Source organism: Rhodococcus sp. S3, from assembly GCF_058211795.1.
The window spans coordinates 2,227,388-2,248,869 of the sequence record NZ_CM177074.1; the positions used below are offsets into that span (position 1 = coordinate 2,227,388).

A 21,482-nucleotide genomic window follows, 5' to 3' on the forward strand; every position below is an offset into this window, starting at 1 on the left:
TATCCGCGCCGTCGGAGTCCCGACGGCACGACGTCCCGCCCCGGGATCCGGGGCGGGACGTCGTGCGCTGTCGGGCGAGGGGGTGTCAGGACCCGACGGTCACCGACTCGATCTGCACCGCGCGGTTGGGGGCACCGCCGCCGGCCGCCATCGATCCGTCGTCGCCCTCCGCCGCGACCTCCTCGATCACGGTGAGTCCGGCCTCGTCGACCGTCCCGAAGACCGTGTAGGTGGGGGGAAGCTGCGAATCCTCGTAGACCAGGAAGAACTGGCTGCCGTTGCTGCCGGGCCGGCCGGTGTTGGCCATCGCGACCGTGCCGCGCGGGTAGATCACCGGCTGGCGCAGCTGGGCGTCGCCGGGCGCGTACACGTTCTCCGGGTACTCGGTGTCGAAGCCGTAACCCGGACCGCCCGTGCCGGTGCCCGTCGGGTCGCCGCACTGCAGCACCTGCAGACCCGGCGAGGTCACCAGACGGTGGCAGGGCGTGTCGTCGAAGTAGCCCTGCTCCGCGAGGGACACGAAGCTGTTGACCGTGCACGGCGCCGCGGCCCGGTCGAGCTCCACGCCGATCTCGCCGACGCTGGTGGTGATCTGCGCGGCGGTGGTGCCGGTGGCGGAGACGTCGTCCGCGGACGGGGCGGTCACGTCGCGCGCGGCGTCGCCCGAGGCGTTGTAGGTGCACGAGACGAGATCGCCACCGGCGGGTCGCTCCGGCAGTTCGCCCGTGTAGGCGGGGGACTCCCGGTCGGCGACGGACGCGGGTGCCGAGGAGGTCGCGGCGCTGTCGGTGGACGTGTCGTCGGAGCATCCCGTGAGCAGGAGTGCCAGCCCGGCGCCGGCGGCGAGGGTGGTGCGCAATCGGATCATCAGTCCATCCTGACCGACGTGAGGGTGGTCTCCAGCGCGGGGGCACCGTCGGCGGCTCCGCCTGCGACACCGGCCGCGGCGATCTTGTCGAGGGTCGCGAGACCGGTCTCGTCGATCGTGCCGAAGACGGTGTACTGCGGCGGCAGCACCGAATCGCCGTACACCAGGAAGAACTGGCTGCCGTTGGTGTCCGGGCCGGCGTTGGCCATCGCGAGCGTGCCGCGCGGATAGGTCATCGGTTCCTGCGCCGCGGGATCGTCGGCGGCGAACTGGTCGGTCGGGAACTCGTTCGCGAACTGGTAACCCGGCCCGCCCGACCCGCTACCCGACGGGTCGCCGCACTGCAGGACCTGCAGGGACGGCGAGGTGGTGAGCCGATGGCAGGCCGTCTCGTCGAAGAAGTTCTGCGAGGCGAGCGACAGGAAGCTGTTGACGGTGCACGGCGAATCGTCGTTGTGCAGGATCAGGCCGATGTTCCCCTGGCTCGTCTCCACGCTGACGCTGATGTCCGTGTTGCCCTCGCCGGTGGTGCGGATGCCCTCGGTGCGCGGCGGCTCCGCCGGCTTCGACGGTTCGCGGCCGTCCGCGGGGTAGGAGCAGTTCACCGTCTCGGGCAACGGCTCGGACCGGCCCTCGGGGAGCGCGGCGTACTCCGTTTCCGAACCCGAGGTGTCGTTCGACGCCGCCTCGGTGGCCGTGTCGTCGCCCCGGTCGACCGCCCACAGAGCAACACCCGCACCGACGACCACGATCACTCCGAGCGCGGACAGCGCGATCGTCATGCGGCGCCGCTTACGCTCGCGTTCGGCTCGACGCTCGAGCTGCCGTTCGAGTTTGCGTTTCGCGGCCTGGCGCCGTTGTGCGTTGCTCGGCACTGCAGTAGTCCTCCCGTGAACGATCGATGTGGTCCAACCGACTTCGAAGCAGACCCGAGTCTGCCACCCGGGACCGGCAACCCGCGGGCAGGGCGCAACGCATAGTCTGTAGGAGACCTCGAAGGCTTCCACCCGTAGGAGCGATGCTCGTGCTCGTGACCGGATTCCCTGCAGGGATGTTCCAGACCAACTGCTACATCCTCGCGCAGGACAACGCGAAGGAGTGCGTCGTCGTCGATCCCGGCCAGGACGCCGCCGAGCCGCTCGTGGAGTTCCTCACCGGATCCGATCTCACGCCCCGGGCGGTGCTGCTCACGCACGGTCACCTCGACCACATGTGGTCGGCGCAGCCGGTGGCCGACCGGTACGGGATCCCCGTCTACATCCACCCGGACGACCGGATGATGCTCACCGATCCGCTGCAGGGCATGGGGTCGAGCCTTGCGCCCTTCCTCGACGGCGTCGAGTTCGTCGAACCGCAGCAGGTCGTGGAGTTCGCCGACGGGGACGAGATCGAACACGCCGGAATCGGGTTCGTCGTCGACCACACGCCCGGACACACCCGCGGCTCGGTCGTCCTGCGCACCCGCACCACCACGCCCGACGGGGCCGTCCTGAACGTCGCCCTGACCGGCGACACCCTGTTCCAGGGATCGATCGGCCGCACCGACCTGCCCGGCGGCGACCACGCGCAACTGCTCGACTCGATCGCGCGCAAGCTGCTCGTGCTCGACGACGGCACCAACATCCTCCCCGGACACGGCGGGGCGAGCACGATCGGCCAGGAGCGGGTGTCGAACCCCTTCCTCACCGGCCTGGCAGAATCCCGCTGACGGCACGAACACCGACGCACGAACGCCGGCGCATCGATACCGACGCACGAACACCGCGATCCGTCCGGTGACCAACCGAGAGAATCCCGAGAGAAGGCAGTACCAGTGAGCAAGGCCTCCACGTTTTCGGCGCCGAAGGGTGTGCCCGATTACGTTCCCCCGCAGTCGGCGGAGTTCGTGGCGGTACGGGACGGTCTGACCCGTGCCGCACGCCTGGCGGGGTACGGGCACGTCGAGCTGCCCATCTTCGAGGACACCGGCCTGTTCGCTCGCGGCGTCGGCGAGTCCACCGACGTCGTCACCAAGGAGATGTACACCTTCGCGGATCGCGGTGAACGCTCGGTCACGCTGCGTCCCGAGGGCACCGCAGGTGTGATGCGCGCCGTGATCGAGCACGGTCTCGATCGCGGTCAGCTCCCCGTGAAGCTGTCCTATTCCGGACCGTTCTTCCGCTACGAGCGTCCCCAGGCGGGCCGCTACCGTCAGCTGCAGCAGGTCGGCGTCGAGGCGATCGGCATCGACGATCCCGCGCTCGACGCCGAGGTCATTGCGGTCGCCGACGCAGGATTCCGGTCGCTCGGACTCGACGGCTTCCGCCTCGAGATCACGTCCCTCGGCGACGAGACCTGCCGCCCGCAGTACCGGGAGAAGCTGCAGCAGTTCCTCTTCGCGCTCCCGCTCGACGAGGAGACGCGCCGCCGCGCCGAGATCAACCCGCTTCGGGTGCTCGACGACAAGCGCCCGGAGGTCCGCGAGATGACCGCCGACGCACCGCTGATGCTCGACCACCTCTCGGACACCGCTCGCGCGCACTTCGACGAGGTGCTCGCCCACCTCGACGCGATCGGTGTCCCGTACGTCGTCAACCCGCGCATGGTGCGCGGCCTCGACTACTACACGAAGACCACCTTCGAGTTCGTCCACGACGGGCTCGGCGCCCAGTCCGGCATCGGTGGTGGAGGCCGCTACGACGGGCTCATGGAACAGCTCGGCGGCCAGCCCCTCTCGGGCATCGGTTTCGGAATCGGCGTAGACCGCACGGTTCTCGCGCTCGCCGCCGAGGGCAAGACCGCCGGTAGCCCCGCGCGGTGCGAGGTGTACGGGGTGCCGATGGGCGATGCCGCCAAGGCCGCACTCGTGCCCATCGCACACAAGCTGCGCGCTGCGGGTGTCCGCGTCGACCTCGCCTACGGTGGGCGCGGCCTCAAGGGCGCCATGAAGGCGGCCGACAAGTCGGGCGCCGTCGTCGCGCTCGTGCTCGGCGACCGCGAACTCGAGGCGGGCGAGATCGTCGTCAAGGATCTGCGCAACGGCGAGCAGCACAGCGTTGCACTCACGGACGTCGTCGCCCGTGTGGGTGAGGTCGTTGCCGGCGCATGACGACCGGGACGGTGCCGCCGTCCCGCTCGATCTGATCCCGTCCAAACTGCTCCGGCCACGCGCCCGCAGGATCGCGCTGCTCGCACTCGCCGTCGGCGTCGTCCTCGGCTTCCTCGTCTGGATCGTCGCGCCCGGCTGGGTAGCGCTGCTCGTCGGGGGCGTCTTCGCCGTGCCGCCGGCCGTCGGTGCGTTCCTGGCCACGCGTCGGCACCTGCTGCTGCGCGGCACCGTCGTCACCCTGTCGGGGGCGTTCCGGTCGCGCAGTGTCGATCTCGCGCGACTCGCCGGGGTCGAACTGATCGTTCGGGTGGGCGGGGTATCGCAGGCCGTCGTGCGCGTCAACGACGGCGAGCACAACCTCGTGTCGGTCCCGCTCGCCCTGTACGCGAACGGCGGCGGCCGCGAACTCGACGTACTGGCCCTGCGAAAGCTCGCGGATGCGCTCGCCACCAGCGAGATCGCACCGGCGGCGGCGATCTCGTCGGTGCTCGTCGAACAATTGCGGGCCGAGGCCCGCGACGCCGCGCTCGGCGAACGCCCGCTCTACCGGGCGATCGAACTCGCGCGCGGCGCCGGCCGGGTGCCGCAGACGACGCTGACCGACCACGAGGTCGCCTCGCTCGTGGACTGACGGCCCGTCGATCGGCGAGTGGCGCTCACCGGTCGTCGTACGAACCGATCACCGCGGGAACGACCAACGGCAGTTCGCCGACGACCTCGGTGCCCTCCGCGGCGGCACTCAGCAGACGGGTGGGGGAGCGGTGCTCCTCGTCGTCGGATCCGCGGGTCGAGCCCGCGGGGACCATCCCGCCGGTCGAGGGTGCCCTTCCCATCGCGGTCGCGCCGGTCGTGGTCGGCGAACCCCCACCCGTACCGGGCGCGGTCGGAATCGGAGCGGCGGCAGGCGCACCTGCAGTTCCGAACGCGGCCCCTGCGGTGCCGTGACCGGCGGCCACTCCGGCCGACATCGTTCCGGCCGATCCCGCGACCGCCGCGCCGACGGTCGGAACCGCCGCGTGTGCGGTGGGCACGGTCGCCGCGTGGGCGGTGGGAATGGTCGGGGCGTGCGCGGCGGCCGTGAACGGCGCTGCGACACTCGACGCGACATCGGTTGCGGCAGTGGCGACCGTGCGCATCTCGTGGACCCCGGCCACGGCGACCGGCGCGGGCACGGGAATCGGTGTGGTCAGCGCCGTCATCGCGGCGGTATGGATCGTCAGCTCGCCCCGGGTGCGCGCGACGACGGCCAGTGCCGCCTGGAGATGCTGCACGGCGGACGCCAACAGGGCGGCCTGGCCCGGCGGCGTCGCGAGAGCGGGCGCGGCCGCCATCGCCGTGGCCACGAACGACTGTGCGATGCCGGTCAATTCGATGTTGCCGCGTTCGACGGTCGCCGTGGCGGCGCGGGTGACGTCGCCGATCCGGTCGCCGCGGTCGGCCAGTTCGAGGGCGGACTGTTGTGCGCGCACCCCGTGCCCTGCGGCCTCGTCGGCCGTCACCCCCTCCCACGACTCCGGAAGTGCGTGCAGCGCACTGCGGCCGAGCATCGTGGCGGTCTCGAGCAGACGCGACCCCTGCTGCAGGATCGCCGAGGGGTCGAGTGAGTCGAGGATGCCGGTCCCGAACATCGAGCAGAGGTCGGTGAGCGGCCGCACGATCGTTTCGAGATCGGGTAGCACCGGTACCGGGATCGATTCGAGCAGTTCGACGATCGAATTCGCCTCGAGGACGGGCAGACCGGGCTCGGGGAGCACGGGTTCCGGCAGTACCGGAAGCGGTGCGTCGAGGACCGGTCCGATCGGAGACGCGCGGAGAGCGTCGAGAACGGTCGGTGAGGCGGCGGGTGTTGCGGTGTCGACGACCGATCCCTGCATCACAGTCCTCCCGCAGCATCGGCCAGCGCCGAAGCCGTTCCGGTGTCGGTCGTTTCGTAGCCGGTGGCCGCCTCGTGTGCCGCGATGCCGTTGGACGCGTAGGCCCACGACAGTTGCGCGACGGCGCGGCTGTGCTCGGACTGGGCCGCCGCGAACACTGCGAGGAACTCTCCGCCGATGAGTCCCATGGCCGGGCTCAGCGCGGAGATGTTGGCCTGCAGATCGAACGTCCCCGCCTGCGCCACCTGCTCGGCCGCACGAAGATTCGTGGTCCCGAACGCTCGAATTCCGTCGGGCACCACCCGGATTCCGGCACCGGGAAACAGACCGCTCATCGAACCCCCCCATCGAAGATCAGTGTGGCGAGCACTGTAACTCGAGCGAACCGGGCGAGCCACCGGGCCCTCGGCCGGCTGTGGATGAAGCGGCGGGAATGCCGATGTATTCGTTGCACAGCGAGTGCGCTCCGTCCGATCGAACACGATGTCGAACGATCTGTTGACAGCGAATAGCACACATGTTCGACTGGAGGGCATGCGGTGGGCGGGTCAGGCTGTGGATGCGGACGACGGAGCTCTGCCGGGTCTCGAACGGGCCGGCCTCGTCCGTAGTGTCCGCACGCCGGAGTTCGAGGGCGTCACCTTCCACGAGGTGCTGTGCAAGAGCGCGCTGAACAGGACGCCGGAGGCCTCCCGGTTGCCGTTCCGGTACACCGTCAACACCTTCCGCGGCTGCACACACGCGTGCCGGTACTGCTTCGCCCGGCCCACGCACGAGTACCTCGATCTCGACGCCGGGCACGACTTCGACTCGCAGCTGGTCGTCAAGACCAACGTCGCCGCCGTCCTGCGCCGCGAACTCGCGCGACGATCCTGGACCCGGGAACACGTGGCGCTCGGCACCAACACCGATCCCTACCAACGTGCGGAGGGGCGCTACCGGCTGATGCCCGGAGTCATCCGGGCCTTCGCCGAATCCGGCACCCCCTTCTCCATTCTCACGAAGGGCACGCTGCTGCGCCGGGATCTCCCGCTGCTGTCGCTGGCGGCCGGTCAGGTCGACGTGTCGGTCGCGGTGTCGCTCCCGATCGGCGATCCCGAGCTCGCCGCGCACATCGAGCCGGGCACGCCGTCACCGAAGGCCCGTCTCGATCTCGTGAAGGCGATCGTCGAGGCCGGGTTGTCGTGCCATGTCATGGTCGCTCCGGTGCTGCCCTTCCTCACCGACTCGCGGCAGCACCTCGACACGCTGTTCGACTCCCTCGCCGCAGCCGGCGCGTCGGGGGTCACGGTGATACCGCTGCACCTGCGCGGATCGACCCGCGGGTGGTTCCTGTCGTGGCTCGCCCAGGAGCATCCTGCCCTCATGCGCCGCTATCGCCGCCTCTACGGCCGGGGCGCCTACGTCGCTCCCGAGTACTCGCAGTGGTTGGACGAGCGGGTCGCGCCCCTGCTCGACCGTCACCGCCTCGGGGCCCGGGCGTCCGCTCGGCGCGAGGAGAAGGGGGCGCTGCGCACCGACGAACGCGCCCCCGAACCGGAGGCGGCGCTCACCCTGTTCTGAGGCGGTTCGCGGGCGGCGTGTCAGTCGTCGTATGCGAGCCGGAACTTCTCGAACGCCGCACGCGAGGCTTCGGGGACCGGCCGTGAGCCGCCTTCGGCGGCGGTGCCGACGTCCACCGAATCGGCGAGCGCGACGCACCTGCCGTGCTGGAACAGGGCCGAGCCGATCACGACCGACGACGTCCCGATGTGATGGACACCGGTGGCGATGACGATGTCGTGCGGATAGAACACCTCGGCCAGGAAGTTGATCTCGATCTTCGCGAGTACCGCACGCTCGAAGGGCTGGGTACCGCCCAGGGTCGACGACACGGCCTCCATGACGAGGACGCGGGCCTGTTCGAAGTAGCGGGCGATCGAGACGTTGTTGATGTGCCCGAGCGCGTCGGTGTCGCCGAAGAGGGGCGTGATCGTGCGCTGCAACGGATACAGGTCGAGCGAGGTGCGTCGCGGGTCGTACCGCATGGGAGGTACCGCCTTCGAGATGGTGACTGTGACCCGGTCAACATATCCGTGACCGGGCCGGCGTCCCGCTTCGGAGGCGCGGGAGGTGTTCGTCCCGGGGTGGACGGCCTACCGTCTACCGTCGATCATGCGATCGCGCATGCGGGTGAAGGCCTCGGCCATGGAGGTGACGTCATCGGGCGAGAGCAGGTCGAACATGTTCTCGCGGACCGCCTCGACGTGGCCCGGACCCGCCTCGGCGAGTCTCGCGTAGCCGACGTCCGTCAGTTCGGCCCACGCGCCACGTCGGTCGGATTCGCACTCCACGCGCCGGACCCACCCCGCATTCTCCATGCGGGAAACGGCGCGGGTGATGCCGCTGCGGGTCGTGGTGCTCGCGTCGGCGAGGTCGCGCATGCGCATCCGGCGGTCGGGTGCCTCGGACAGCAGGACCAGGATCTCGAAGTCGGTGAAGGAGATGTCGGAGTCCCGCAGCAGCTGCTTGTCGAGATTCTGGAACAGCAGACGCGTCGCATCGAGATAGGCGCGCCACAGGCGCTGTTCGTCGTCGCCGAGCCACTTCGCTTCTCCCATGACCTCCAGTGTACCCGTGTTAGTTGACTGCGCAATCAAATGTGACACACTGGAAGCGTCGACCGACGGACCACCGAGAGGAGTCGAGCGGCATGAGCAACACCGACACCCGTCCCGAGGAGATCCGCTGCCGGACGGAGGACCTCCCGATTCGCGACCCGCTCCGCCCCCGCGTGGAGATCATCACCTCGCGTGAGGTCCCGCTCGGCGGCCCCCGGGCCATGCCCGTCCGCCGCACGCTCCCGCAACGGCAACGTTCGCTGATCGGTGCGTGGTGCTTCGTCGACCACTACGGTCCCGACGACGTCTCCCGCACCGGCGGCATGGACGTCGCACCGCACCCCCACACCGGGCTCCAGACGGTGTCGTGGCTGTTCACCGGGGAGATCGAACACCGCGACAGTCACGGCGTGCACGCGATGGTCCGGCCGGGGGAGTTGAACCTCATGACCGGAGGCCACGGGATCTGCCACTCCGAGGTCTCCACCGCCGCGACCGCGACGCTGCACGGTGTCCAGCTGTGGGTGGCCCTGCCCGACACGCATCGCGATGCGCCCCGCGACTTCCAGCACCACGTGCCGCCGGTCGTCCGGGTGCCCGGCGCCGACGTCAAGGTCTTCCTCGGTTCGCTCGCCGGCCAGGAGTCGCCCGTGACGACGTACACCCCGCTGCTCGGCGCGGAGATCGTCCTGGACCCCGCAGCGAGTATCACCCTCGACGTCGACCCGTCGTTCGAACACGGGGTGCTCGTCGACACCGGTACGGTCGCACTGTTCGGCACCGTGCTCACCCGTGCCGCGCTCGGCTACACCGGAACCGGCGTGCCGGCCCTCGAACTGACCAACACCACCGACGAACCCGCACGTATCGTCCTCCTCGGTGGAACGCCCTTCGGCGAGGAGATCGTGATGTGGTGGAACTTCGTCGGGCGCGACCACGACGAGATCGTCGCCTACCGGAACGCCTGGGAACGCGGCTCCGATCGGTTCGGCAGCGTCTCCGGCTACACCGGCAGGGTCGAGCGTCTCCCGGCGCCACCCCTGCCCCAGGCACGTATCCGCCCCCGCCGCAATCCGCCCACCGCAGATCCGAACTGCCCGACACAGGACCCCGCATGAGCACCGCACCGATTCTCGACGTCCGCCGCGCGGACGACCGCCTCCACACGAAGATCGACTGGCTCGACTCGAGGCACTCCTTCTCGTTCGGCCACCACTACGATCCCGACAACACGCATTTCGGGATGCTGATGGTCAACAACGACGACATCGTCCGTCCGGGAAGCGGTTTCGACACCCACCCGCACCGCGACATGGAAATCGTCACCTGGGTGCTCCGCGGATCGCTCGTGCACCAGGACTCGACGGGACACTCCGGGGTGATCTACCCGGGTCTCGCGCAGCGCATGAGCGCGGGCTCCGGCATCCTCCACTCCGAGAAGAACGACTCGTGGCGTCATCCCGGCGCCACCGCGTCGTATGCCGCCGAGCACGACGAACCGGTGCGGTTCGTGCAGATGTGGGTGCTGCCGGACGAAGCCGGGATCGAGCCGGGATACGAACAACTCGAGATCGACGACGAACTGCTCTCCGGCGGTCTCGTGCCGGTCGCATCCGGAATGGACGCCTACGCCGACCATTCCGCCATCCGCATCCGCAACAGATATGCCGCCATGCACGTCGCGCGGATGCGTCCGGATCGCCCCGTGACGCTGCCGGACGCACCCTTCGTGCACCTCTTCGTCGCCCGGGGCGAAGCCGCACTCGAGGGAGCCGGACCTCTCGCCGAAGGAGACGCGGTGCGGATCGCCGGAGGTGGCGGTCGAGCGCTCACCACGGCGACCGGCGCCGAGGTCATCGTCTGGGAGATGCACGCCGCACTCGGACATTCCTGAACACCGCCACTCCCGACCGGTCCGGCGGACCGGAAACGGCGACAGGCCCGCCCCGGAGATCCGGGACGGGCCTGTCGCCGTCGTGGGTCAGTTCGCGGCGCCGCTCATCGGCAGCAACCGGGCCAGGACGTCCGACAGGGTGATCAACCCGACGATCCGTCCGTTCTCGGTGACGGTGACCAGATGGTTCCTGGTCTCCCGCATCGTCGTGAGCGCCTCGTAGACCGGCGTCGCGGCGTCGATCGTCAGCGCGGGGCGCATCAGTTCGGCCGCCGTGGTTCCGGGTGCGGCCTGGAGACTGTCACGCACGTGCACGACACCGTCCACGTGCCCGTTGGCGCGTACGAGCAACCGGAGATGCCCCGTGCGATGAGCCGTCTCACGGATCTCGTCGGCCGTCGAGGTCGGCTTCACACTGCTCGGCTCCGCCTGCGGCGTGACGATCTCGCCGAGCGTGAGCGTCTCGAGCTCCAGCGCGCTGCTCAGGTGCCCGTGATAGCGCTCGTCGAGCGTGCCGACGGTGGCCGAGTGCTCGACCAGATGGCGGAGTGCATCGGGATCCTGACCTTCGGCGACCTGATCCACGGGATCCACGCCGACCTTCCGCAGGCACCAGTTCGCCATGTGGTTCAACCGGACGAGCAACGGCCGGGTCACCCACATGAACGCCCGCATCGGCAGCGCCAGCATCGTGGCGGACTTCTCCGGGTGGGCGATCGCCCACGACTTCGGTGCCATCTCGCCGACGACGAGGTGCAGGAACGTCACGATGATCAGCGCAAGGACGAAGCCGGCGACATCCGCGAGCCACAGCGGCGCGCCCCAGTTCTCGAACAAGGGCGTGAGCCAGTGGTGCACTGCGGGTTTCGTCGTCGCACCGAGTGCGAGCGTGCACACCGTGATACCGAGCTGGGATCCTGCGAGCAGCACCGACAGTTCGGACGCGCTGCGCAGGGCGGCGCGCGCCGACCGGCTCGACGGCGCTGCGTCCTCGAGCCGGTGTCGTCGCGCCGCGATGAGCGCGAACTCGACCGCGACGAAGAACGCGCTGGCGGCGATCAGGCCGATCGTCACCACCGCGACGACCACAGGGTTACTCATTGCCGGTCACCTCGTCCGTCAGAACGGTCACGCGCACGGACGACGGCACGTGCTTGTCGATGTCGCGTACCTCGGCGACCAGGGTCCTGTGGATCGGGCCGTCCTCGTTCAGCAGTTCGGCGGGCTCCGGATCCAGCGTGATCCGGACGGTGTCGCCCACCTCGGGCAGGCCGCCGAACTCGGTGATGACCAGACCGGCGAGCGTCTCGTAGTCGCCCTCGGGCAGTTCGTGGTCGAGGGTGCGGGCCACCTCGTCGATGTGTGCGTCGCCGCGGACGATCCAGCCGTCGCCCTCGGGACGGATGACCTCGACGGCCATCGCGGGATCGTGCTCGTCGGCGATCTCGCCGACCAGTTCCTCCGCGATGTCCTCGAGCGTGACGACGCCGGCGAAACCGCCGTACTCGTCGATCACCAGTGCCATCTCGTCGTCGGCCCGTGCCAGTTCGGTGAGAACTTCCGGTAGTGCCAGCGTGGCCGGCACGATCACGGGCGGTCGGCAGACCGTCGCGGCCGTGCCCGTCGGGGTGTCGAGGCCGAGGAGGTCGTGCAGGTGCACGACCCCGCGCAGATCGTCGGACGAGGTGCCCACCACGGGGTAGCGGGTGTGCCCCTCGCTCATCTTGTCGAGAATCGTGGCGACCGGCTCGTCCAGCTCGACGACGTCGACCCGCGACCGCGGGATCATCGCGTGTTCGGCGGTCCGGGTCGGGAACTCGAGGATCCGGTCGAGGAGGGTGGACAGCTCCGGCGGAAGTTCGCCGGTCTCGCGGGACGCGGCCACGATGTGTTCGAGGTCGCGCGGTGTCGCGGAGTGCTCGACGTCGTGCACCGGCTCGATGCGCAGCGCGCGCAGCAGGAGATTCGACGACGCGTCGAACAGTTTGATCAGCCATCCGAAGACGGCGAGATAGGCGCTCGTCGACAGGGCGAGACGGCGTGCGACCGGTTCGGGACGGGCGATGGCGAGGTTCTTCGGTACCAGCTCACCGAAGACCATCTGGACCACCGTCGAGAAGAGCACGGCCAGCACGGTGCCGACGGCGACACCCACGGCGGTGGGGATGCCCACACCGCCCAGCAGTTCGCCGAGGCCGCTACCGATCAGCGGTTCCGCGACGTAACCGACGAGCAGGCCGGTGACGGTGATGCCGAGCTGAGCGCCCGAGAGCATGAACGAGGTGCGGCGGGTGACCGCCAGTGCGCGGGCCGCAGCCGAGTCACCGCCTTCGGCGCGGGCCTTCAGGCGGGAGCGGTCGACGGCCATGTACGCGAATTCCTGCGCGACGAAGTAGCCGGTCAGTGCAGTGATGGCGAGAACGACAAGAATGCCGGCCGCGATTCCGAGGGCGGTCAGCACTTCGGGGACCGGGCTCGGGTGACGAGCAGAGCGTCACATCTGGGCGGGACGGGTCTTCGAGGTTTTCGCTTGGGGCGTTTCATGACTCCCTCTGGGTCGGGTCGGGCTGACGGATGCATTCACAGGATAGGACGAACGGACGGGGGTGGAAGTTCCACCATCCGGGTGGAGGTATGGTCACAAAGCGATCTTGTAATCCCCGGATTATCATCCGAATGGACCGGATTGTCCGACGCGGGTATTTCCGAGCGATTACGACATTTCTGACCGATTTTCTCGAATATTTCGACGTTTGTGCTGGTAGGGGCATTTTGTGGCCCGGATTACAAATCTAAGTGCTGCGCGGACGTGGAATGCAGGTAACAATTGGATCGCGTGTCGACGCGCGTCGTCACAACTTCGTTGTTGTTCCATTGATGGGAGAAGCCCGTGCCTGCACTCGAGTTCCTTGTCGACCTCTTCGGTAACCTCGCCGACCTGTTCGACGTGCTGAACTTCTTCACCGGTTCCGCTGATGCGGCCGGCGATGCGTTCGGCAGCAGCCAGGCCTGAGCCTCGCAGACTCGAAGGCCCGTGGGTTGATCCCGCGGGCCTTCGTCGTGTCCGGAGATGGTCGTCTCCGTCCGGCCAGGGGGAGCGGAGTGCCGCACCGTTTCCGACCCCCGTTCTCGATCCCGTCCCGACCACAGAAAACCGACGTTTGGGTTCGTTTCGCCAGAGCTAACCGGTGGGTGTAATTCGGACCACTCAACCCAAACGGACGTTCGGTGAGAGGACGCGAAAGATGACATCTCGAACACCAAGCCCCGGCCGCGGCTCGATGACGGCAACGCCGGTGCAGACCGCGGCGCTCGTGGTGGGCGCGGTCTTCCTCCTGGTGGGCATCCTCGGTTTCATCCCGGGTGTCACGTCGGACTACGACCAGCTCTCGGGTGCAGGCCACCATTCCGAGGCTCTGCTGTTGGGGATCTTCCAGGTCTCCATCCTCCACAACATCGTGCACCTGCTCTTCGGTGTCCTGGGACTCGCTGCAGCCCGGGATGCAGCCATGGCCCGCAGTTTCCTCATCATCGGCGGTGCGATCTACCTGGTGCTGTGGATCTACGGTCTGATCATCGACAAGGACAGCAGCGCCAACTTCGTGCCCTTGAACACCGCGGACGACTGGCTGCACTTCGTCCTCGGCCTGGGCATGATCGCTCTCGGCGTGCTTCTCACACGCACGCGAACGGCCCCGGGCACGGCTCGCCCCTGACCCGAGCCCGCCCCTCCCGACGTCGGGATCCGGAAGAACCCGTGGTTCACGCCACGGGTTCTTCCATGTGGGCAGGCAGGGTGTCGGTGTGGGTCTCGTCGGGGCGATCGGTATCGTCGACCGTCAGCACCCCCGACTCGGCGATCGCCTCGAGCGACAGCGTCCGGTAGCCCTCGCTGTCGAACAGGACGGTGACGCGATCGTGCTCGCAAGTCATCACCACTCCCGGTCCCCACTCGGCATGCACCACGCGAGTGTTCGGGGCGAACGCCGACGTCTCGCAGTCCACCTGCGCCGTCTCGGTGCCCGGAAGCACGGATACCGTTGCGGCCTCGTCGGACGCGCCGTCCCGGCAGGTGTCGCACCGGCCGCAGGGGTCGGACAGCGCCTCGCCGAAGTATCCGAGCAGGAACCGGCGGCGGCATCCGCGGGTCTCGGCGTAGCCGCGCATCATCTCGACCCGCGACCGGTCCAGTCGTTCACCCGAGGCAGCCGTCTCGCGTGCGCGCACGACCGCCTTCCGTCGTGGGATGTCGGCGGCGGAGAGTCCGCGTCGGCCGGAGACGAGAGCCCCGCACCGCTCGAGCAGGTTCACCGCGTTTGACAGTCTCCGGCCCCGCACGTCGAGTTCGGTACGCAGCCGTCCGAGCTTCATCGGCGACGCGGAGCGGACCGCCGAGAACACCCGGCCGATCAGCTCCTCGTCGGGGTTGTGGGTGGTGAAGAAGGTCGCGAGCGACAGATCCTCGGGACGGTAGAACATCAGGACGGTGGCCGGCTCCCCGTCGCGTCCGGCGCGCCCGATCTGCTGGTAGTAGGAATCGACCGAGTCGGGTACCGAGGCGTGCACGACGAAACGCACATCCGGCTTGTCGATACCCATGCCGAAGGCGGAGGTCGCCACCACGACATCGCAGCGACCGTCGAGGAATCCGAGGTGGACGTCCTCGCGCTCGGCCGCGCGCATCCCGGCGTGATAAGGGCACGCATCGATCCCGCGTTCGCGCAGGGCCTCGGCGTACCGCTCGGTGTCCTTGCGGGTCGCGGCGTACAGGATGCCCGGACCGGACAGGGACGCCACTGCTTCGACGACGGCGCGTCGCTTCTCGCCGTCGTCGGTGTGTCTGCGCACCTCGATGTCGAGGTTCGGCCGGTCGAAACCTCCGGCGACGACGAGCGGATCCCGCATGCGCAACGCCTCGACGATGTCCTCGCGGACCGGGGGTGAGGCGGTCGCGGTGAGTGCGACGACGGGTGGTCGGCCGAGAGCCTCGGCCACGTCTCCCAGGCGCAGATATTCGGGCCGGAAGTCGTGCCCCCACATCGCGACACAGTGCGCTTCGTCGACGACGAGGAGCGAGACCTCCACGCTCCTCAGGCGCTCCAGGACCTCGTCCTTGGCGAGCTGTTCGGGAGCGAGGAAGACGTAGTCGGCGTCGTGTTCGAGCACGGCCTGCCAGTTCGCCTCGTTCTCCGACTCGCGCTGGCGTGAATTGATCGCGACCGCCTCGGGCGCCTCCGAGTGGTCCAGACCGGCGATCTGATCGTTCTGCAACGCGATCAAGGGGGAGACGACGACCGTCACCCCCGGTAGCAGCAGTGAGGGCACCTGATAGATCGCGGACTTCCCGGAGCCGGTGGCCATCACGGCCAGGACGTCGCGTCCGTCGAGCAGCGGAACCATCGCGTCCAACTGTTCGGGGCGCAGCGTGTCCCAGCCGAACACCTTCTGCGCCGCGGCGCACAGTTCCTCGCGGGCATCCTCCGATGCTCTGTCGGACGAAGGCCGATATGTCTTGTGCTGCAAGTGGACTCCAGAAATCGGAAGGGACTGCCCGTGACGGGGCGAGCGCAGGATGTCTCCCGCATACCCGACGACGTGCCCGACCCAAACGGTTGCGAGCTCCCGGTGCCGTGTCGACCCGACGGGGTGTGGGTACCCGCGAGCCATACGTGCCGAGGAGGAGATATGAACGACGCTCGACCTCTCGCTCTGGTGACCGGAGCATCGCGAGGCATAGGCCGGGAGCTGGCGGCCCTGTTCGCGGCCGACGGATACGACCTCGTGCTCGCGGCGAGATCGGACACTCTGGACGAGGTCGCCGCCGACCTGCGGACATCCGGTGCGGAGGTGATGTCGGTCCACGCGGATCTGAGGACTCCGGAAGGGGTCCGGGCGGTGCACGAGGCGGCGACGGCCGGAGGTCGCGTCCCGGCGGCGGCTGCGCTCAACGCCGGTGTCGGGATCGGCGGGGCGTTCGTCGACGCAGAGCTCGAGGACGTTCTCTCGATCGTCGACGTCAACGTGCGCTCGACGGTGCATCTGGCGCATCTGTTGCTGAACGACATGCTGCGGGTGGGTTCGGGCCGGATGCTCGTCACCTCGTCGGTCGTGTCGAAGATGCCCGGCCCGTACCAGGCCGTGTACAACGCATCCAAGGCCTTCGTGCAGTCCTTCACCGACGGCGTCCGCAAGGAACTCGACGGCAGCGGGGTCACGCTCACGGCCATGCTGCCCGGGGCCACGGACACCCACTTCTTCGCACGTGCCGGGATGCTCGACACGATCCTCGGGAAGGCGCCCAAGGACGATCCCGCCCACGTCGCGCGCGACGGCTATGCCGCTCTGATGCGCGGCGAGGCGAACGTGGTGCCCGGTTCCGTGCTCGCGAAGTCGATGGCGGTCTTCGGCACGGTGGCGCCCGACGCGGTGACCTCGGCCGTCCACCGGGTCCTGGCCAAGCCTCGATCGGGGCGATGATCCGCGACGGCAGGAGCGCTCAGGCCGATCGCGTCCGCACTGCCGGGCGGGTGGGGTGGTCGTAGCGCACCAGGACGTCCGCGTCCGTCTCGTCGTGTTCGAGCACCGCGTCGATCGTCCAGTGATCCTCGGCGCGCGTGCGCCTTTCGAGTGCGCCCCGGGACATCGTCAGGACGACGGTGACGTCGAAGTCGAGACCACGGCCGAGGAGGATGGGGCCGGCGACGACGAGGATCTGGTCCTCCGCCGCTCGCCGAGGGCGTTCGCGCGCAGAACGGTCGGTGCGCTCGTCCCACAGCCGCGGAAGCCACCGCTGGTGTTCGCGTACCGCGCGGAGCACCTCCCGGTCGACCGCGGCGTAGTCGAACCAGTCGTGGCGGTAGCTGTACGGATCGGTCCGCCCGTGCTCGACCGGAGCGCCGCGGGCCGGACGAAATCGTGGAGATCGACGACGTCCGCCGCGCGACCCCGCGTTCTCAGTTCCGTCGCGACACGCTGCGCGAACTCCACCGGATCCGCCGCGTCCGGTGCGTTCACGGCGACACACACGCGTCCGGTGAGCGCTGCGGCGCGATCGGCGACGGAGATCGTGAGTATCTCGGGGGTCAGGGGAGTGAAGGCGGCCATCGCTCGCCGTCACTCCCTTCCGGGGGTGGACGTCACCAGGGCGGTGTGTCGTTCCCCTCCGGTACCGGTGTGTCGAGAAGCCGGTCGAGCCAGAGCACCGCCTCGACCAGCGCTTCCATCTGCGACGCCCAGTCCATCGCGAAGACCACTTCGTCGAGGTCGCTGCGGGCCGCGATCGAGTCGCCGGCGAGCGCGTCGACGACCGCCTTCATCACGGTGCTCTCCGGCTGCGGGAGTTCCTCCGGCCGGACGTGACGGCTGCTCTCGGTCCGGATGGTCAGTTCGAAGCTCTCGTCGCCCCGCACCTGCGGACCGATCTTGTCGACGACGACGTCGGCGATCGTCGAGACCGTCCACCTCAGCACGCCCCCGTAGAGCGGGGGAGTGATCTGTGACGGCGAGTCCGAACCGGCGCTCGACACCAGCGCCGCGACCTCTTCGGTCAGTTCGCTGTAGCCGTTCTCGTGTGCCAGAGCGAGAAGGCGTCCTCCCATCACCGCGTCGCTGCGTGTGATTCCGGCTCGTTCCTCGTGCATGGAGAACGAATGCCCCGTTTTGTGTCCCATCACACATCGCTGCCGTGACCAGTGAACGAGCGCCGCCGTCACGGGAGTGAGGAAAATCACATTCGCGGGCTATCCTGAGGTCATGAAGCACATCGCCACTGGTCCGAAGGATGTCACTGTCGGTGTCGGGGACATGATCGAGCTGCATCTTCCCGAGAACACCTCCCGGGACTACTGCTGGTCGACGTCGAGGGTCGGAGAGGGGCTCGTCCTTCGCGACATCCGATTCGTGCCGTCGAAGAACCCGTTGCCGGGAGGGACCGGCGAGCGGGTCTTCTTCTTCAAGGCGCGCCGCGCCGGCACCTGGCCCATCTCCCTGCGCATGCGGAAGCATGCCGATCTCGTCGCCGACCGCGCGAACATGACCGTCACCGTCGCGTGACGGCGTCCGGAGGCGCACGGACTCAGCGCAGTGCCGGAGGCGCACGGACTCAGCGCAGTGCCGGAGGCGCACGGACTCAGCGCAGTGCCGGAGGCGCACGGACTCAGCGCAGGGCCGGCGGGTTGTCGAGATCGCGTGCCGAGTAGGTGTCGCACGCGTCGACCCGACCGGTGCGGTAGCCGGCCAGGAACCATGCCTGACGCTGCTCGGACGACCCGTGCGTCCAGCCCTCCGGGTTCACCCGGCCGGTGGCGGCCCGCTGGATCCGGTCGTCGCCGACGGCCGATGCGGCCGACAGTGCGTCGCGGATGTCGGTGTCGGTGAGCGGCACGAGGAAGGGCTCGCCGGTGGTCGGCTCGGGCAGCTTGTCGGCGTGGTAGGCCCACACCCCGGCGTAGCAGTCGGCTTGCAGTTCCGTACGGACGGCGCCGGATTCGGGGCCGCGCGGATCGGCCTGCGCGCGACCGAGATCGCCGAGCTGGTTCTGCAGGTGGTGCCCGAACTCGTGGGCGACGACGTATTCCTGCGCGAGCGGACCGCCGCTGGCGCCGAACCGCGTCTCGAGTTCGTCGAAGAAGCTGGTGTCGAAGTAGGCGGTCCGGTCCGCCGGGCAGTAGAAGGGCCCGATGTCGCTGGTGGCGTTGCCGCACCCGGTGGACGTGGCCGAGGTGAAGATCTCGACCTCCGGCTGCACGTAGGCCACGCCGGTCTGCGTCCCGAACTGCTGCTCCCACACGGAGTCGAGCGACCCGACGGTGTAGAGCACCCGGCAGTCGACGTTCTCGTTCGCGGCGCTGCCGCCGACCTCGCACTGTTCGAGTGCGCTCTCGGCCTGCGGATCGCCGGAGGTGTCGGGCACTCCCGAGCCGAGCAGCGAGGACGGATCGCCGCCGAACAGCAGCGCCAGGATGATGACGATCAGGCCACCGGCCCCGCCACCGAGAGCGAGCTTTCCACCGCGCCCACCGCCGCCGGTACGGACCCGGCCCGCATCCATGCGTGCACCTTCTCTGAACGTCATCGCCGCCGCTTTCTCCTGTGTTCGTCGGATTCGGACAAGCTTGGCACGAACTATTCGGTACGGGTGCGCTCGGGCCGATCGTGTCTTTCGTAGGATTACAGCCGACGAACCCGTCGCTGATCGTTTCGAAAGGAATTCCGTGCTGCGCACCCATCTCGCCGGCTCGTTGCGAGCCGAGCACGCCGAGCAGACAGTCACCCTCACCGGTTGGGTTGCCCGGCGACGCGATCACGGCGGGGTCATCTTCATCGACCTGCGCGACGCCTCGGGTGTATCGCAGGTGGTCTTCCGCAGCGCCGGCGTCCTCGAGCAGGCGCACCGGCTCCGCGCGGAGTACTGCGTCCGGATCACCGGCAAGGTGGACATCCGCCCCGAGGGCAACCAGAACTTCGAGATCCCGACCGGTGCGATCGAGGTCGACGCCTCCGAGCTCGTGGTTCTCAACGAGGCCGCCCCGCTGCCGTTCCAGCTCGACGACCAGGTCGGCGAGGAAGCGCGCCTGAAGTACCGCTACCTGGATCTGCGTCGCGAGAAGCCCGGCAAGACCATCCGTCTGCGCAGCAAGGTCAACGCTGCGGCCCGCGCGGTGCTCGCCCACCACGAGTTCGTGGAGGTCGAGACTCCGACCCTCACCCGCTCGACGCCGGAGGGCGCGCGCGACTTCCTGGTCCCGGCCCGTCTGCAGCCCGGCAACTTCTACGCTCTGCCGCAGTCCCCGCAGTTGTTCAAGCAGCTGCTCATGGTCGGTGGCATCGAGCGCTACTACCAGATCGCCCGCTGCTACCGCGACGAGGACTTCCGCGCCGACCGTCAGCCCGAGTTCACCCAGCTCGACATCGAGATGGCGTTCGTCAACCAGAACGACGTGATCCTCCTCGCCGAGGAGGTGCTGCACGCGCTGTGGCGTCTGGTGGGCTACGAACTCGAGACCCCGATCCCGCGGATGACCTACGCCGAGGCCATGCGCCGCTTCGGCACCGACAAGCCGGATCTGCGTTTCGGCATCGAACTCGTGGAGTGCAAGGAGTTCTTCAAGGACACCACCTTCCGTGTCTTCCAGGCCGAGTACGTCGGTGCCGTGGTCATGCCCGGTGGTGCGAGCCAGCCGCGTCGTCAGCTCGACGCGTGGCAGGAGTGGGCCAAGCAGCGCGGTGCCAAGGGCCTCGCCTATGTGCTCGTCGGTGAGGACGGCACGTTGAGCGGTCCGGTCGCCAAGAACCTCACCGACGCCGAGCGCGAGGGCCTCGCCGCGCACGTGGGCGCGAACCCTGGTGACTGCATCTTCTTCGCCGCCGGTCCGACCAAGCAGATGCGCGCCCTGCTCGGTGCGGCCCGCGACGAGATCGCCCGCAAGCTCGATCTGATCGATCCGAACGCCTGGGCGTTCGTGTGGGTGGTCGACGCCCCGCTGTTCGAGCCGGCGGCCGACGCGACCGCGAGTGGCGATGTCGCCCTCGGTCACTCGGCGTGGACCGCGGTGCACCACGCGTTCACCTCGCCCAAGCCCGAGTACATCGACACCTTCGACACCGATCCGGGTTCGGCGCTGGCGTACGCCTACGACATCGTCTGCAACGGCAACGAGATCGGTGGCGGCTCGATCCGTATCCACCGCCCCGACATCCAGGAGCGGGTGTTCAAGGTGATGGGCATCTCGGAGGAGGAGGCGAACGAGAAGTTCGGCTTCCTGCTCGAGGCGTTCAAGTACGGCGCGCCCCCGCACGGCGGCATCGCCTTCGGCTGGGACCGCATCACTGCGCTGCTCGCCGGGGTGGACTCGATCCGCGAGGTCATCGCGTTCCCCAAGTCCGGTGGCGGTGTCGATCCGCTGACCGATGCTCCCGGCCCGATCACGCCGGAGCAGCGCAAGGAGACGGGCATCGACTTCGTGCCCGAACCCGAGACCGAGGGCACCGACAAGGCCTGATCACCCGTAGCTGTCGATGGCGCGGTGTCGCCCGTCTCCGGACGGGGCGCCGCGCCGTCGTGTGTGCCGTCCGGCGGTGTTCCCGGGTGAGGTTCGTGGGCCCGATGAGGTTTGTGAGGATCGAGCCCGGGTACTCCGTCGGTCCGGCGCCAACGGTG

22 protein-coding genes and 1 pseudogene are annotated in these 21,482 nt (G+C 68.8%); 11 read left to right on the forward strand and 12 right to left on the reverse strand.

The window, feature by feature from the left end:
• Window positions 1-85 precede the first annotated feature (85 nt).
• On the reverse strand, window positions 86-868 hold the full coding sequence (locus tag AC0LPE_RS10385; RefSeq protein WP_490606142.1) for a peptidylprolyl isomerase: 783 nt from the start codon (window positions 866-868) through the stop codon (window positions 86-88).
• Window positions 868-1,743, reverse strand: coding sequence for a peptidylprolyl isomerase (locus tag AC0LPE_RS10390; RefSeq protein ID WP_490606143.1), 876 nt, complete (start codon window positions 1,741-1,743; stop codon window positions 868-870). Before AC0LPE_RS10390 ends, AC0LPE_RS10385 begins: the two co-directional genes overlap by 1 nt.
• 149 nt (window positions 1,744-1,892) lie before the next feature.
• Between AC0LPE_RS10390 and AC0LPE_RS10395 the strand changes: the two genes are divergently transcribed.
• The 3 genes from AC0LPE_RS10395 to AC0LPE_RS10405 all read left to right on the forward strand — a co-directional run bounded on the left by AC0LPE_RS10395 (window position 1,893) and on the right by AC0LPE_RS10405 (window position 4,587).
• Entirely contained in the window at window positions 1,893-2,576 is a 684-nt protein-coding gene (locus AC0LPE_RS10395) for an MBL fold metallo-hydrolase (RefSeq protein WP_186455154.1), read from the forward strand.
• 105 nt (window positions 2,577-2,681) lie between these two features.
• Window positions 2,682-3,956, forward strand: coding sequence for a histidine--tRNA ligase (hisS, locus tag AC0LPE_RS10400; RefSeq protein ID WP_060653189.1), 1,275 nt, complete (start codon window positions 2,682-2,684; stop codon window positions 3,954-3,956).
• The gene (locus tag AC0LPE_RS10405) at window positions 3,943-4,587 is read left to right on the forward strand and encodes a hypothetical protein (RefSeq protein WP_172414944.1); all 645 of its coding nucleotides are present in this window, start codon (window positions 3,943-3,945) and stop codon (window positions 4,585-4,587) included. Before hisS ends, AC0LPE_RS10405 begins: the two co-directional genes overlap by 14 nt.
• 25 nt (window positions 4,588-4,612) lie before the next feature.
• Here AC0LPE_RS10405 and AC0LPE_RS10410 read toward each other — a convergent pair whose 3' ends face one another.
• On the reverse strand, window positions 4,613-5,830 hold the full coding sequence (locus tag AC0LPE_RS10410; protein ID WP_145691730.1) for a hypothetical protein: 1,218 nt from the start codon (window positions 5,828-5,830) through the stop codon (window positions 4,613-4,615).
• Window positions 5,830-6,165 carry a type VII secretion target gene (locus tag AC0LPE_RS10415; RefSeq protein WP_088898158.1) on the reverse strand — a complete coding sequence of 112 codons (336 nt, stop codon included), beginning with the start codon at window positions 6,163-6,165 and terminating at the stop codon, window positions 5,830-5,832. Before AC0LPE_RS10415 ends, AC0LPE_RS10410 begins: the two co-directional genes overlap by 1 nt.
• A gap of 199 nt (window positions 6,166-6,364) precedes the next feature.
• On the opposite strand from AC0LPE_RS10415, the gene AC0LPE_RS10420 reads away from it, so the two are divergent.
• Complete coding sequence (locus AC0LPE_RS10420) at window positions 6,365-7,393, forward strand: Rv2578c family radical SAM protein (protein WP_088898157.1); 1,029 nt, start codon at window positions 6,365-6,367, stop codon at window positions 7,391-7,393.
• Window positions 7,394-7,413: 20 nt separating this feature from the next.
• Here AC0LPE_RS10420 and AC0LPE_RS10425 read toward each other — a convergent pair whose 3' ends face one another.
• Entirely contained in the window at window positions 7,414-7,857 is a 444-nt protein-coding gene (locus AC0LPE_RS10425; protein ID WP_145691728.1) for an acyl-CoA thioesterase, read from the reverse strand.
• A 108-nt stretch (window positions 7,858-7,965) separates the two neighbouring features.
• Window positions 7,966-8,430 carry a MarR family winged helix-turn-helix transcriptional regulator gene (locus AC0LPE_RS10430; RefSeq protein WP_016694941.1) on the reverse strand — a complete coding sequence of 155 codons (465 nt, stop codon included), beginning with the start codon at window positions 8,428-8,430 and terminating at the stop codon, window positions 7,966-7,968.
• Between the two features lie 92 nt (window positions 8,431-8,522).
• Here AC0LPE_RS10430 and AC0LPE_RS10435 point away from each other — a divergent pair, with 92 nt between their 5' ends.
• Window positions 8,523-9,548, forward strand: coding sequence for a pirin family protein (locus AC0LPE_RS10435; RefSeq protein ID WP_490606144.1), 1,026 nt, complete (start codon window positions 8,523-8,525; stop codon window positions 9,546-9,548).
• The gene (locus AC0LPE_RS10440) at window positions 9,545-10,324 is read left to right on the forward strand and encodes a pirin family protein (protein WP_490606145.1); all 780 of its coding nucleotides are present in this window, start codon (window positions 9,545-9,547) and stop codon (window positions 10,322-10,324) included. Before AC0LPE_RS10435 ends, AC0LPE_RS10440 begins: the two co-directional genes overlap by 4 nt.
• 87 nt (window positions 10,325-10,411) lie before the next feature.
• On the opposite strand, the gene AC0LPE_RS10445 is transcribed toward AC0LPE_RS10440, so the two are convergent.
• Both AC0LPE_RS10445 and AC0LPE_RS10450 read right to left on the reverse strand, forming a co-directional pair.
• Window positions 10,412-11,425, reverse strand: coding sequence for a hemolysin family protein (locus AC0LPE_RS10445; RefSeq protein WP_172414943.1), 1,014 nt, complete (start codon window positions 11,423-11,425; stop codon window positions 10,412-10,414).
• On the reverse strand, window positions 11,418-12,785 hold the full coding sequence (locus tag AC0LPE_RS10450) for a hemolysin family protein (protein ID WP_088898151.1): 1,368 nt from the start codon (window positions 12,783-12,785) through the stop codon (window positions 11,418-11,420). The genes AC0LPE_RS10445 and AC0LPE_RS10450 overlap by 8 nt, the downstream gene beginning before the upstream one ends.
• 429 nt (window positions 12,786-13,214) lie before the next feature.
• Here AC0LPE_RS10450 and AC0LPE_RS10455 point away from each other — a divergent pair, with 429 nt between their 5' ends.
• On the forward strand, window positions 13,215-13,337 hold the full coding sequence (locus tag AC0LPE_RS10455) for a hypothetical protein (RefSeq protein ID WP_016691628.1): 123 nt from the start codon (window positions 13,215-13,217) through the stop codon (window positions 13,335-13,337).
• A gap of 268 nt (window positions 13,338-13,605) precedes the next feature.
• Complete coding sequence (locus AC0LPE_RS10460) at window positions 13,606-14,040, forward strand: DUF4383 domain-containing protein (protein WP_016691629.1); 435 nt, start codon at window positions 13,606-13,608, stop codon at window positions 14,038-14,040.
• Window positions 14,041-14,086: 46 nt separating this feature from the next.
• Here AC0LPE_RS10460 and AC0LPE_RS10465 read toward each other — a convergent pair whose 3' ends face one another.
• Entirely contained in the window at window positions 14,087-15,847 is a 1,761-nt protein-coding gene (locus AC0LPE_RS10465) for a RecQ family ATP-dependent DNA helicase (protein ID WP_088898482.1), read from the reverse strand.
• Window positions 15,848-16,009: 162 nt separating this feature from the next.
• On the opposite strand from AC0LPE_RS10465, the gene AC0LPE_RS10470 reads away from it, so the two are divergent.
• On the forward strand, window positions 16,010-16,801 hold the full coding sequence (locus tag AC0LPE_RS10470) for an SDR family NAD(P)-dependent oxidoreductase (protein ID WP_490606146.1): 792 nt from the start codon (window positions 16,010-16,012) through the stop codon (window positions 16,799-16,801).
• Window positions 16,802-16,820: 19 nt separating this feature from the next.
• Here the strand turns inward: AC0LPE_RS10470 and AC0LPE_RS10475 are convergent.
• Together AC0LPE_RS10475 and AC0LPE_RS10480 are read right to left on the reverse strand one after the other, a co-directional pair.
• Window positions 16,821-17,428 (reverse strand): annotated as a pseudogene (locus tag AC0LPE_RS10475) (nucleoside/nucleotide kinase family protein).
• A 32-nt stretch (window positions 17,429-17,460) separates the two neighbouring features.
• Window positions 17,461-17,994, reverse strand: coding sequence for a hypothetical protein (locus AC0LPE_RS10480; RefSeq protein ID WP_490606147.1), 534 nt, complete (start codon window positions 17,992-17,994; stop codon window positions 17,461-17,463).
• Window positions 17,995-18,076: 82 nt separating this feature from the next.
• Here AC0LPE_RS10480 and AC0LPE_RS10485 point away from each other — a divergent pair, with 82 nt between their 5' ends.
• Window positions 18,077-18,376 carry a protease inhibitor I42 family protein gene (locus AC0LPE_RS10485; RefSeq protein ID WP_016691636.1) on the forward strand — a complete coding sequence of 100 codons (300 nt, stop codon included), beginning with the start codon at window positions 18,077-18,079 and terminating at the stop codon, window positions 18,374-18,376.
• A gap of 103 nt (window positions 18,377-18,479) precedes the next feature.
• Here the strand turns inward: AC0LPE_RS10485 and ypfJ are convergent, their stop codons facing one another.
• Window positions 18,480-19,397 (reverse strand): KPN_02809 family neutral zinc metallopeptidase, encoded by a 918-nt coding sequence (gene ypfJ / locus AC0LPE_RS10490; protein WP_490606148.1) that lies wholly within the window; start codon window positions 19,395-19,397, stop codon window positions 18,480-18,482.
• 139 nt (window positions 19,398-19,536) lie between these two features.
• On the opposite strand from ypfJ, the gene aspS reads away from it, so the two are divergent.
• Entirely contained in the window at window positions 19,537-21,324 is a 1,788-nt protein-coding gene (gene aspS / locus AC0LPE_RS10495; RefSeq protein ID WP_490606149.1) for an aspartate--tRNA ligase, read from the forward strand.
• Window positions 21,325-21,482: the final 158 nt, after the last annotated feature.